8 protein-coding genes are annotated in these 12,367 nt (G+C 59.5%); 1 reads left to right on the top strand and 7 read right to left on the bottom strand.

The window, feature by feature from the left end:
• Nucleotides 1–1,000 precede the first annotated feature (1,000 nt).
• Entirely contained in the window at nt 1,001–1,507 is a 507-nt protein-coding gene (locus BCY78_RS22930) for a MarR family winged helix-turn-helix transcriptional regulator (protein WP_068306482.1), read from the top strand.
• A 239-nt stretch (nt 1,508–1,746) separates the two neighbouring features.
• Here the strand turns inward: BCY78_RS22930 and BCY78_RS22925 are convergent, their stop codons facing one another.
• The 7 genes from BCY78_RS22925 to BCY78_RS22895 form a co-directional block, all read right to left on the bottom strand.
• On the bottom strand, nt 1,747–1,926 hold the full coding sequence (locus tag BCY78_RS22925; protein ID WP_068306481.1) for a hypothetical protein: 180 nt from the start codon (nt 1,924–1,926) through the stop codon (nt 1,747–1,749).
• A 114-nt stretch (nt 1,927–2,040) separates the two neighbouring features.
• The gene (locus BCY78_RS22920; protein WP_068306479.1) at nt 2,041–3,345 is read right to left on the bottom strand and encodes an HlyD family type I secretion periplasmic adaptor subunit; all 1,305 of its coding nucleotides are present in this window, start codon (nt 3,343–3,345) and stop codon (nt 2,041–2,043) included.
• Nucleotides 3,342–5,075, bottom strand: a complete 1,734-nt coding sequence (locus tag BCY78_RS22915; protein ID WP_068306478.1) for a type I secretion system permease/ATPase — start codon at nt 5,073–5,075, stop codon at nt 3,342–3,344. The genes BCY78_RS22920 and BCY78_RS22915 overlap by 4 nt, the downstream gene beginning before the upstream one ends.
• Before the next feature lie 65 nt (nt 5,076–5,140).
• On the bottom strand, nt 5,141–8,911 hold the full coding sequence (locus BCY78_RS22910; RefSeq protein WP_068306477.1) for a glycosyltransferase: 3,771 nt from the start codon (nt 8,909–8,911) through the stop codon (nt 5,141–5,143).
• Between the two features lie 136 nt (nt 8,912–9,047).
• Nucleotides 9,048–9,752, bottom strand: a complete 705-nt coding sequence (locus tag BCY78_RS24970) for a sulfotransferase (RefSeq protein ID WP_083195254.1) — start codon at nt 9,750–9,752, stop codon at nt 9,048–9,050.
• Nucleotides 9,753–9,818: 66 nt separating this feature from the next.
• Nucleotides 9,819–11,348 (bottom strand): methyltransferase regulatory domain-containing protein, encoded by a 1,530-nt coding sequence (locus BCY78_RS22900; protein WP_068306474.1) that lies wholly within the window; start codon nt 11,346–11,348, stop codon nt 9,819–9,821.
• An 800-nt stretch (nt 11,349–12,148) separates the two neighbouring features.
• Nucleotides 12,149–12,367: integrase core domain-containing protein (locus tag BCY78_RS22895; protein WP_139103289.1), on the bottom strand; the 219-nt coding region annotated here is incomplete at its 5' end.

Raw genomic sequence — 12,367 nt, 5'->3', positions numbered from 1 at the left:
CCGAAGACGCTCTACAATCGTTGGAAACGATGAAGCGACATGGGGACCTTCGCTCCGATGATAAAGGGCCCAGCCGAAAGCCCACCGTATGGCCTCGAGCCTGGAACCTAACGCCCTCCTCGCGGCATCGGCCTTGTTGTGCAACGGAACCATCTCGATTCTATGCTGTGACACTTGAAGGTGGCCGCCTTCGAAGTTTTCCTGTCGCGGCTGGAATGCCTACCCCTGCAGCGTCATCGGATCAACGAAAGCACTGAACGTTCAAATTGTTCAGGTTGAGTTGAACGCATGTCGAGGCGGCTGAGATTTAGCGCCGACGTTCTTCACACGTTAAAAGAAAGCGTTTGCTTTCTTTAGGCAGAAGGGGAGTCGAATCCTCATTGTCAGAGCTCCATCTTCTGGAAGCGACCCGGGGCGACGGCCCTCCGGGATGAGCGCGCGTTCGGGAATGGAAGAGGCCTTCGAAGAGAATCGCGCGACAAAGATTCTTTCTGCTCAGCGTTGCGCTCTTTGGTTGTGATGTCGCGGCCTCTATTCAACTCCAGCCCCTCCGAATGCACAACTCTAAGGAGAAATGTGAGATAAATCACACATTTGCCACGGCAACTATAGCTCTGTGCTCTTGCAAGGCTTCGCGTGGATCTGGTTAGTTAATAGACATATTTAATACACCTTATCTGGCCCTTGCGGTCCGGGTATGGGGAATACGCTGTGCAATCGAATATGTGCGCACTTAACGGGGGTTACAGCTAGGAGCTGACGCTGGTTTGCGGGAAGGCTGCCAGAATTGGCCATGAGACGGACGGCATTCCTAGCATCGTTGGGCAAATAAAGGCGTTTCAGCGGAGCAGAGACTTACAGGCTTTAGAAACTTCTGAAACCCATAATGTCGACGTTGGACGACCCGCCTACGTTGAGACAATGCTTCGCCAGCCAGAGTCAATTTGGCGAAGCTTAGATGAACGGAACGCCGGCAAGCCGGAGAGAGTGAGCGTAACGAATGCAGGACCGCCGCACGGAATGGCCGAGTAACTATCCCATTGATAGGATTGACAATTCTGATTTTGCCTCGGATGGCTTTTGCGCGGCGAATGCGATCTCAAGCGAGATTTGCAATCTTGCAGTACAATGGTCGCGGAGCGCTTTCCAAACCTACCAGCAGAACTTTGCCGTCGGGAGCCAGGACTGGCGTGTCCTCTCGGCTTTGGGGGTTGAGCCCGAGATCAACGCCAAGCGGATCTGTGAGATTCTGCAGCTCGACAAAGGGGCTGTCAGTCGCTCCATCTCGCGCCTCCACGAGGCCGGCTATCTCAGCTATGAAGAGAGTGCCTCGCGCGACCGCAGGAGGCGCATCTGGAGCCTCAGCGATGAGGGCCTTCGATTGCATGCATCGATGCACATGGTTGCGCTGCAGCGCGAGCAGCAGCTCGTTGATGGGCTGTCGCATGCCGACTTGAAGATCTTCCGCAAGGTCGTGAAGACCATGTCGACCAACCTGCACCAGTGAGCGCGGTCTCGCCCGCGTCCTGGGCGTACGGCTGTCATGTCAGGCAAATCCGGCTCCCCCTTTCCAGGCTCGCGCCTGGTCTCTGAGCGGCACGGTTACACGCTTTGGTGTGCAGCGTTGGTACAGGCGCCCTAGGGGTATCCGGGCGTGTGAGCGCCATCACCGGACTGGTTCTGGGGTGATGGCGCGCGTGTTTTACGGCAAACGCCTCAGAGGCGTCTGGGATAGCATGCAGGGTTTCAGGACTCTGCCTGACGTTCGAGTGCAGCGGAAAGCTCATTAACCCGTTCCAAGAGGCGCTTGTTCTCCGCCAGAAGCGCGTCAATTCGGGCTGCGCTCTCATCGGCCGCGAAGGGCTGAGGTTGCCGCGTGTCGCCGAACATCGCGTCGCCGTCCATGCCAGAATACTTATCGGTCATAAGGCCCTCTATCAGATGCGCCCACCAAGAAGGAGCGCCTGTTTCTTATCCTAGTAGATCCATACGGCTGTTGGAACGCCCTTGCGTTCAACGAGCAAGTCACGACCCGGCGGCTCAAGTTTCTCGGAACGCGCGTGCGAAATAGTCCATGAAGGGCTTGATCAGGTACTCCAAGGGGGTCCGATCTGCGGTGCGGATGAAGCTATCGACGGGCATGCCGGGCAAGAGGACGGCGCCTTCGGGAAGCTTCTCGATTTCGCCTTCGTTGAGCTGAATCTCGGCACTGTAGTAGCTCGCCCCCGTGCGCTCATCAACCAACGCGTCCCCCGAAACACGGGTGATCTGACCCTCCAGCTGGGGAGTGGTTCTTTGACTGAACGTCGTGAAGTGCATGACGGCGATCTGGCCGGGGTAGACTTCATCGATGTTAACGGGGGAGACCCTCGCGCTGACGACCAGAGGGCGGCCCTCTGGGATGAGGTAGAGGATGGGCTCTGCGGGTCGAATGACGGTGCGCTCGGCAAAAATCTGCATGTTGTGAACGCGTCCTGCGATAGGAGCGCGGACTTCAAGACGGCTAAGCTGCTCGAGGAGGGCGGCACGCTCTTCGCGGAGTTCGAACTCATTGAACTGGAGATCGCGCAGCTGAGTTGTCGCCTCCTCGATGCGCTGAGATCCGATGCGGATGACTTGCAGGTCGATCTCGACCATCTGGCCGCTCGCGCTTGCGCGTCGGGCCATCAAGGATCCTAGCTCGCCTTCCAGTGAGGCCTGGTCGCGTTGTAGGGCGATGACACGGGAGGCTTGGGTCAAGCCGCGCTCAAGCAGACCCTGCTGATCGCCCAAGTCCTGGGTGATCAGCTCAAGCTGTCTGGAGATTGCAACGGTTTGGGCGTCGATACCCTCGATCTGACTTGCGATCTGCTCCTTGCGTTCCTGCAGCTGCTCGATTTCTTGTGTCATGGACGTCATACGCGCGGCCAGAAGGCGCTCTTGTCCGGAGATCTGTTCGCGCACCGAAGGATTGGTGAGAGCGGCTTCCACGAGAAGCGGATCAAAGGTTGCTGTGCTCAGGCCCTCTTGTTCGGCCTCCAGGCGCCCACGGCGGGCAACCAACTCAAAGAGCTGGCTCTCGGTAATGATCAGTCGTGATCGAAGCTGCGTGTCATCGAGACGCAGGAGGGGGGCGTCACGTTCGACGGTTTGGCCCTCTTCCACCAGCAGCTCGGCGACGATGCCACCATCAATGTGCTGGATCACTTGAAGATTTTGTTGCACTTCGACGCTGCCGCTGGCGACGATGGCGCCCGCGATATTGGCGGTAACGGCCCAATAGCCAAAGCCGCCGAACAGAACGACCACACCCAGAAGGCCAGTGACCATCTGGCGTTTGACAGAAACCTCGGATTTGCTGCTCATTTCGCACGACCTGCAGGTTGGGCGGTGGCGATTTTGGGATTGTTCGTGGTCACGGCTCTCAGCACCTCATCACGAGGGCCAAACGCTGCCCGCGTACCGTTGTCCAGCATCATCAGCAGCTCGCATTCCTGCAGGGCGGAGGGGCGGTGAGCCATCAAGATCACGGATTTCCCTTCGGACTTGAGGCGGCGGATCGTTGTATTGAGGGCCACGGTTCCGTCGTTGTCGAGGTTGGAGTTTGGCTCGTCGAGCACCAGAATGACGGGATCGTCGTAGAGTGCTCGTGCGAGGCCAATACGCTGGATCTGTCCTCCTGAGAGGCCGCCACCAGCACCGTTGACCGGTGTGTCGTAGCCTTTGGGGAGCTTCAGGATCATCTCATGCGCTCCGGCACGCTGTGCCGCCTCTACCACTTTCTGAGCGTCGGGAGCCAAGGTCAGCCGCGCGATGTTGTCCGCGACCGTACCTTCGAAGAGATGGACTTGTTGCGGGAGGTAACCAACGTGACGCCCCAAGACTTCCCGGCCGTATTGCGAAAGCGTCGCGCCATCGAGACGGATGGTTCCAGCAGCGGGTGGCCAAACACCGGTAAGAGCCCGCGCAAGCGTCGATTTTCCGGCGCCGGACGGCCCGATGACGCCCATCGCTTGCCCCGGCGACAGCAGGAAGTTGATTGCCCTCAGCGTGGCTTGCTTCTCTCCAGGGGGCACGATGCTGAGCTGCTCGACATGGAGGCGTGCGCGCGGCCGCGGCAGCTCTGTCGGTGCTGGCTCCGGGGGTTGAACTGACAGGAGTTGAGCAAGGTTTCCCCAACTCTGGCGAGCCTGTTGGACCACCAGCCACTGACCGATGGCCATCTCGACCGGCGCGAGCGCGCGGCCGAGGAGAATGGAGCCTGCGATCATGGCGCCCGGCGAGACTTCCTGATTGAGCGCGAGATAGGCACCCAGACCCAGCATGGCGGACTGCAGGAACAAGCGGAATGATTTGGTGAACGCGCTGAACGCTCCGCCTTTGTCGGTATAGGCGAGCGTTTGCGTGCTTGCCTCCCGTCGCGCTTCCTGCCAGCGGGTGAAGGAGGTGTCGAGCATACCGCAGCTTTGCACCTGTGCGGCATCTCCCCGGATCTGCGCGGCGATGCCTCCCGCCTTGGCGGCAGCTTGCGTGGATTCCCTCACGGCATGCCGGGTCACGGCTTGGTTGATCAAAGCCACGATGATCAAAACCGCACCACCACCCGCAGCCAACATCCCCAGCAAGGGGTGGAAAAGCGTGATGCCCAGAAGGAAGACCGGCGTCCAGGGCATGTCCATGAGGGCCATCAGAACCGGTGAGGTAATCAAACGTTGGACGGAATCCAGTTCACGCTGGCCGGCCTCCGTCCCGCTTTGGGGAGCGATGGCGGCTTGTCGCATGGACGCTTCAAAAACGCGCCGGCCCAGCCGCTCTTCAAAGCGGGCACTGACCCGGCTCATCAGCTGCCCCCGGACCATGTCCATGAGGCCCATCATGGCATAGAGGAAGGCCACAAGGACTGTTAGCGCGACCAAGGTTGCAACGGAGCGGCTCCCCATCACCCGGTCATAGAGCTGCAGCATGTAAAGCGGTCCTGCCAGAACCAGCAGGTTCACGACAATGCTGAACAGCCCTGTTGCCCAAAGCAGACCGCTGTTGGCGAAGAGGGCAGAGCGCAACTCCACCCGACCTTTTCTGTCACTGGGGAGGATCATCTCGGTTTCTTATCCTGTAAGGCTCCGCCGTGGCGGCCCCTTTCCGGGGTCGGAAACCGGCGTGTTCATAACGTCCTGGTGCGCGCAATAGCACCAACACTTCCGTCATGCCAGCCGAGCAAGGTGCGCTGCAAGATTTCGTGTTGATGTTCTATCGCGTCCCAAGGCTGATGGTGGCGACGCCCCCAGGCCGTGATCTTGGCAAGACCATCCTGTCGTTGCGTGTTTTGTTCGGCAGGATTGGTGGGACCCAAGCGATAGCCCAGATGGGTCATGCAGAAATCCGCATCAGCCTTTGCTTCCGCATAGGCTTCGTCCAGCGAACGCGCACGCGACCGTGTGACGACTGCTGTCGGCGCGTGAAGTTTTACATGCCCGGCTGCGATGATGGCATTTGCCCAGGCCCTGTCCGCACCGTAGTCAAGCTCGGGGAAGGGTGTCTCAAGCCAGGCTTCCCGTCGAACTGCGCAGTTGATCTGAGAATAGCCGTAGAGGAACGCCAGCCAGTCCGGATCGCCGCGCTCCCACCGCTCCCGGTCGGTTTCCCGAGAAACCGCAAGCGGTAAGCCGGCCAGCCGGGAGGCGTTCTCTTCGGCTTCCAAGTGCATCCACGCGCCATCCTCGGGGTGGGTAACCTGACCACCATAAACCCCCGCGGCCTGAGGATAGTGGGACATCATACGCCAGAGATCACAGGCCCAATGGCGCCCGACAGGCACGGCATCCTGTGCCAGAAAGGCAATCAAGGGTGCCTGTCCTTGGCTCGCCCCCAAGTTGAGTGCCCGCCCATTCTGGAGCTCTCCTTCCGTCAGGAGCGTCAGCGCAATGTCTGGCTGGGTTTGCAGCCACTCGAGGGTGCCATCCGTTGAGGCGGCATCAAGGCAGTGGATTTGCAGGCTGCCGGGAAGGACTTGCTGGCGGAGCGCCGCGATGACCGTCTCGATCTGCCCAAGCCCATTCCGGGTTGGGATAACCACATCCATCAAAATCTCTCTGGGAGGAGAGAGTTGTGGGACGGCAAGCCCCGAAGAGGGCAGGGTGCTGGCAATCCCCCGCATGAACTCTTCCACGGTTTCGTCCCAGCGGAAGCGCCCCGCCAGATCTCGAGCCCGCAGCGCCTGTTCCCGGCGGGTTTCTTCCGCATCGAGGAGCTTGCCAATCGCTTGCGCTGTCGTCTCTGGATCGTCTCTACACCAGGCAACCACCCCGTCAGGCAGTACCTCTCGACCGGCCTCTCCCTCTCTCACCAGAAGCGGCAAGCCGGAGGCCATCTTCTCAAAGGTGTCAGTCAGAGGCAGCGCGGCCTCAACCTCCAGAGCCAAATCACAGCGGGCATAGAGTCCGGCACGGGCAGCCTCATCCAGACCCTCATGCTGATAGGCTTTGAAATTGTACGAGCGGTCTATCGCTGTCGTCGACCCGATGAGATGGACTTCAAAATCGGTGCGTTGGGCCCCGAGCAAAGCCAGGGCCCTGAGCGCGCGTGGTGGTCGATCCTCCCCATGAGCGTCGAGAACAATTCGGTAGAGACGCTTGTCGCGGCTTGAGGCGAGCTCGGCTTTTTCCTGCTCCGGGCGCTCTCTATAGGTCTCAGGATCGTGGGGCAGGGGAATGTAAAGGCGCCTACAGCCCGACACGCTTCCCCCAAGATCCGCGAGGCTCTCACTCTCGCAAAGAGCAGGAAGCAATCTCCCAATCGCGTCTGATCGCACGACAAGGAGATCCTCGCGGGGCGTATGGCGCAGATCACCATCGGTGACGAGTTCGAAGCGCGCGGTGAATCCTGACGCTTGTTGGGCATACTGAGCCGTGAGCCAGTCCGTTGCGAACAACACATCCCCTTCGGCGCTTTCCAGACCTTCTGACACGAAGCGAACATCCGCTTTCAGACATTGGAAGAAGCGCAGGATATCTTGATAGGCCGCGTCTGGCTGATGGTGCCAATGTGGCGATGCGATCCAGAGTGTCGAGTGGTGACCACGTGTTTCGAGATGGCTGATGAGCCGAAAAACCCGAAGAGCGGCCCTGTCGCCCTTGGTGAAATCCGGAATGATCCAGTGCAGCCGCAAAGAGCCATTTGCTGCCCTGGCTCCAGCCCGCGTGGCGACTTGCAGGCCCGGATGGAGGGGCGCGACGTCGTAAAAGGAGGGGAGACTGGCCTGTGCCGCGTGACCGAGAACGAGCGGGGCGTCTGCTCTCGGACGACGGGGCTCCAGATGGTCATGGAGCATGAAATGCACCAGGGGGCAGCATCCGGCGCTGTCCGGATAGGTCTGCAGGTAGAAGCTGGTTGAGAATTCCGGGCTTGGATCGAGATCTTCCTGCCAGCCTGATCTTACGTAGTGTGCCAGCGCGGCGGCCGGATCCGGCAAAAGACGCGCGCTCAGGGCTGCCTGCGAAGGGTCAAGTTGCGCAAGATACCAGGCGGGCTCGAAGGCCGTCATCAGCCGCTGGATATGGAGCGAGGACAGATCATCCCAGCAGCGTGGAGCCGCAGGAAAGACCGGCCGTCCTTCGAGATGACCTTGCTCGCAATAATGCCCAAGCGGTTCGATGCCGGCAGCCCGGACATCCGGGTTGGCTTTCAGATACGACCTGACCGAGAACCCACGTTCAGGATCGTAGCCCGCACGCCACCCTTCGGATGCGTAATGCACGAGCAAGGTCTCGCTGTCTCCCCGCGCGCCCGATTGGGCCCGGTAATAGGCTGGGTCAAAGCGCGAGCGGATCGGCGACAGCAGGTCTTCACGAGGAAGATACGGTCTGCCCGCGCGCCCTTCGAATTTGCCTTTGAGCAGGTAGTGCAGGAAGGGGTTCTTGCCGTCCTCGCGCACATCGGGATTGGCTTTCAGATAGCGCTCCGAGGAAAAACTTTCATTGGGGTCGAAACCACTCTGCCAACCCTGCGTGAGGTAGTGGCGCAACAAGGCGTCGACGTCCAAAGCCACCAGTTGTGGGTCCTGAGTTCGGTAGAAGTCAGCGTCAAAACCAGACCGGATATACTCTGCGTCGCGCTGCCACGGTGCCGTCAGCCGCCCCTCGGCTTTTCCCGACCGCAGATAGTGAAGCAGCGGGCATCCCCCTGCCGACTGCACATCCGGGTTTGTGCTCAAGTAAAAGCGTGTCGAGAAATCGCGGCTTGGATCGTAGTCACGTCTCCAGCCTTCAGTCAGATAGTGCTGGATGAGCTCTTGCTCGGTCAGGGGAGACAGAGCGGGGTCTTGGCTGCGGTAAAATTCAGCGTCGAAGACAGGCTTGATAAAAGCACAATCTGCGGCGAGCTGAGTTGGCAGGCGGCCCTCATCACGCCCGGACCGCAGGTAGTGTAGCAAGGGCGGTACACCGAGCGCGCGAACATCCCCATTGGCCTGAAGATAGAAGCTTGTCGAGAAGCCGGGGCTTGGATCATAGCCAAGTTTCCAGCCTGTGGTCAGGTAGTGCTTCAAAAGCTCGGTTTCATCCAGCGCGTCCAATACGGGCGACTGTGTGCGATAGAAGGCCATGTCGAAGACAGGACGGATCTGGGCGCAATCTGCGGCAAGCTGTGTCGGCAAACGCCCTTCGGCGCGGCCTGACGACAGGTAGTGCATCAACGGCGATACGCCCGCCGCTCGTACGTCGGGATTGGTTTGCAGATAAAAGTCGGTTGAGAACTCGGCGCTGGGATCGAGGCCGGCTTTCCAGCCTTTGTCGAGATAGTGCTGCAAAAGAGCCGCGTCGGCGAGTGAGGCCAGCTCCGGGCTTTGCTGCCGATAGAAAGGCGCATCAAACGCCGCTTGCAGCGCGTGCTTGTGCGCATGCTGCCCGCGGTACTTACGCAATGCCGAAAGGATCATCAGTCCAGCCCGTGTTTCGTCTCAAGAAGATGGGAGCGCTTCTGCCCTCTCTACTGCAACCGTCTCTGCGAAGAAAACCGGCTTACCAATATCCCGGTGATCGGATTTCGGTCGGGCCTGGAGTATGTACTGGGCCTCAGCGCTCTTTGGGTTGCAGGTGGGTCAGGCGATGCGCCAGCACCGAGCGTACCAGTTCCGCATCAAACGGCTCATCGAGGAACTCGAAAAGCGGCCGCCAGGCTTCAGGTCCTGTGACATAGGTGTCGTAGGTCATGGTCAGGCAGGCGCGCGGATTGCGAGCGCGGTAGGCGGCATACAAGGCCTCTGCCTGCCGCAATTGGCGCATGACATTCTCGGGCTTCATGGTCTTCCACCACCCGGAGCGCGCCACGGCCGCGTGATCACGCTGGTTGAAGAGGATCCGAGGGTTCGGGAAATGCGCTCTTATGAAATCCAGCATCACCGGGAACAACAATGGATCGTAATGCCAGCGGATCTCCTTGAAGCCCATGAGGCGTGTGTCGGCATCCGGGCGCAAAACCGTTTCGGTGAACATCCGCGCCAGCGCATCTCCAAAGTGCTCCGGCGTCACCTCCTCAAATCCATACCAGGGGTCGGACGGGCTTAAAGCCTGCCCCCGCAGCTTCAAGGCATGCGGGGAGGAACGTGTCACATCCCAGGCGCGCGCAAGAGGGGCGAGGAGGTTGTCATTCTCTCCTCGGATACAGCCGCCTGGCAGGGCGTTCAGAAGGTTTTGGACCAGCGTCGAGCCTGACCTGCCATAGGTCACGACGACGACGGTTTTCTCCAACTTTGGGACCAGATCCCGCACCCCGCTCATGCCAGCCCTCTTTGTCTGTGATAGGCGCTCCGACCTGTCGCGTGAGGTCCGCCGTCAGTACGCATTTCAAGCAACCTCAAGCGCCTTGAGCAACGGGAGCCGCTTTCGCGTGAATTCCTCTGCCATGCGGGAGACCTCATCCAGGTTCTCCTGGGGGGTCTCGAGGGGCTTGCCCTCCTTGACCAACTTTTTCCCCTGCTGCGCCGTCACCTTCCAGGCAAATCTGGCCCAGCCTTCCGGGGATCCTTCCCCCTGCCGTGCTGCGAGCAGGAACAATTGTTCAAACTGGGTAGCCGCAATGCCTCCGCCCGTAATGGGGCTTGCGAGCAGTTTGAACTCCGCGTGGCTTTGCGACTTGTGCAGCACATAGCCGTTCAGGGCCGTACAGGCCTCACGAACCTCCGCGATGCTCGCGTCGTCTTGCGCAAGCTCAAGCGTGCCATTCCCGCATAGGACAGTAATCACCTGCATCAACTTGCTAAAGTTGATCTGTGGAACCAGCTGCGCAATCTCTGCAATGCTTCTGGGGGCATAATCTGCCAAACAATCGAGTACGGGGGTGTAGTCCGGTTCCGCCATCTGCGTTTCGCCACGGCTTGTTGTGACCTTCAAGCTGACATCGGCTCGGGCTTTGACAAGCACGACCCGCAAGGCTTGCAGTGCCGCGCGTTTCTCAAAAGCGCTGAGGTGTTGCGGGCCCTTGATCCAGTAATCCTTCCGGAACGGCTGGTTCACGCAAAAATCTCGAGCCGTTTGCCGGAAGATCGGATCCGGGATCGTCTTGAGAAACTCCTGCTGTTCTTTCGTCAGATGCAGTCCTTCAACCGCATCCAGCACACTGGCAGAACACGCCCATTGCAGTTTCGTCGGCGCAAGCCATGTCGCCATCTTCGAGATCCCCATCGGATCCCAGCTCATGTTGAAAAACTCATGAGCAAGATAGCTTCGATCCTGCGTCTGCATCTGCTTGAGGCGACTTGCAACCTGTGGGTTCGCCTTGGCGTATCCCGGCTCCGTCGCAAACAGCTGATTGGCGAATGTCAGTGCCGCATCGACACGCTCCGTGATGCTTTGGCTCGTCGGGCTCATTGTCGCTGCATGTTGTGCCAGAAAATCACGCATCGGCTGCATCGCCGCCCAGCCCGGATGGGTGTTGTAGCTTATGTAGAGAACCCCCCCCACCGTCAGCTTTCGGCTGATGAAGTCGACCAGGATTTGGCGGTTCTCGTCAGAAATCCAGGACCAGATCCCGTGCAGGCAGATGTAGTCGAAATCGGGGAGGTCTTCTCGCGCACAAAACTGGGCGAAGGCCTCATCATAGAGACCGACATCGCCTTGCCACGAGCGCGCCATATCTTGGGCGAAAGCCGCATGAGACGGATTGAAATCTGTCCCATACCAACAGACCGTCGAGGCAACCGCATGCATGTTCACGCTCATGCCATGACCAAATCCCAGCTCACAGGCCGTGCCGATCCTGGGAGGCACAAGGCCTGCATTCAGGAAGGCGAGCTTGATCCGCGAAGGGTTCAGGTCTGTGAAATAGCTATGGGTGTAAGGAATGTCCGCGCGATAGCCGTCGGTCCAATCAATCATGGTCTGCCCCTCGTTATTGTGACGCACTCTAAGGCAGCTTCCTGATATCTGCGAGGCCCCTTCGCCGGCCTGAGCGGCGGTTCTGCCCGAGGCTGACAGGGGGGCTATGATCCTGATGAATTTGGCAAGGATGCGAGCGTTGTCGCGCTCTTATGCCCGTGGGGTGAATAGCCCCGCGCTTGTTAGGCGCCTTCGTATTTCAGTTTCTGCTGCCGCTCGAAGTCGACCGGCGACAGCATTCCGTTCCGGGCCAGCTTTTGCTGCGCGCTCTGTCGCAGGTTTTGGGGCGTCGATGCCGTCGGGGGGCGGTCACAGCATCAGGGCCGCTTGACAGTCAAACGCGATTGCCCTGCCGGCGCTTAACACACGGGGTTCCCTTCCCGCTTACTATGATTAGTATAGCGGCAGTTTTAATTTATTCTGCAAATTGGAATTTTGGGCGGCCCTGGTTGGAGCGTTCTATAATATTCTCAATGATCCAAGAGAATAGCTCAGCAAGCACTATCGAGAAAATAGAACAAGAAAAGGGCCCCATAAGGGGCCCAATTCCAGATCTCCACTAGGACCCGCATCCCACCACACAAGGGGCCGCTCGTCAACTCTCGGGCAGCTGCGAGGCTATCATAATCGAGCGTTAGGTATGTCGCCCCACTTTGGATTGCCGCAGCAACTATTGCCTGACGTCAGACGATGCCTGCTGCTTTGACATAAAGGGCCCCATCAGGGGCCCTTTGCAATCCATGAAGTCTGTGTCGCCGGATTTACACGAGAACCTGACCTGCCCCCCACGGGTCCCTCATTCATAACGAGAGTCTGCTGGTTGGATTTGGGTATTCGGCTTCATCGTCGGGCGCAAGCGCGCCGTGCGCGGAGCCCTCAAACTGCTCAAGCGCTCGGCGCGCTTGTTGCGGGGTCTGGTTGCCCAGCGAGGAGTGCGGTCTGACCGCGTTGTAGTCGTAGCGCCACAGGGCCAGCTTCCGCCGCGCATCGTCCAGGCTGTCAAAGAGCTCCTCGCTCAA

The sequence above is a fragment of the Pararhodobacter sp. CCB-MM2 genome (genome assembly GCF_001691415.1).
Lineage (GTDB): Bacteria > Pseudomonadota > Alphaproteobacteria > Rhodobacterales > Rhodobacteraceae > Pararhodobacter.
The sequence above is the reverse complement of the archived record's forward strand: the minus strand, read 5'-3'. Positions and strand labels throughout refer to the sequence as shown.

Excerpts from the sequence above, each read along its gene's own strand:
- BCY78_RS22910 (WP_068306477.1), bottom strand. The coding sequence starts at position 8,911 with ATGATCCTTTCGGCATTGCGTAAGTACCGCGGGCAGCATGCGCACAAG.
- BCY78_RS22920 (WP_068306479.1), bottom strand. The coding sequence starts at position 3,345 with ATGAGCAGCAAATCCGAGGTTTCTGTCAAACGCCAGATGGTCACTGGC.
- BCY78_RS22900 (WP_068306474.1), bottom strand. The coding sequence starts at position 11,348 with ATGATTGATTGGACCGACGGCTATCGCGCGGACATTCCTTACACCCAT.
- BCY78_RS24970 (WP_083195254.1), bottom strand. The coding sequence starts at position 9,752 with ATGAGCGGGGTGCGGGATCTGGTCCCAAAGTTGGAGAAAACCGTCGTC.
- BCY78_RS22915 (WP_068306478.1), bottom strand. The coding sequence starts at position 5,075 with ATGATCCTCCCCAGTGACAGAAAAGGTCGGGTGGAGTTGCGCTCTGCC.
- BCY78_RS22930 (WP_068306482.1), top strand. The coding sequence starts at position 1,001 with ATGCAGGACCGCCGCACGGAATGGCCGAGTAACTATCCCATTGATAGG.
- BCY78_RS22925 (WP_068306481.1), bottom strand. The coding sequence starts at position 1,926 with ATGACCGATAAGTATTCTGGCATGGACGGCGACGCGATGTTCGGCGAC.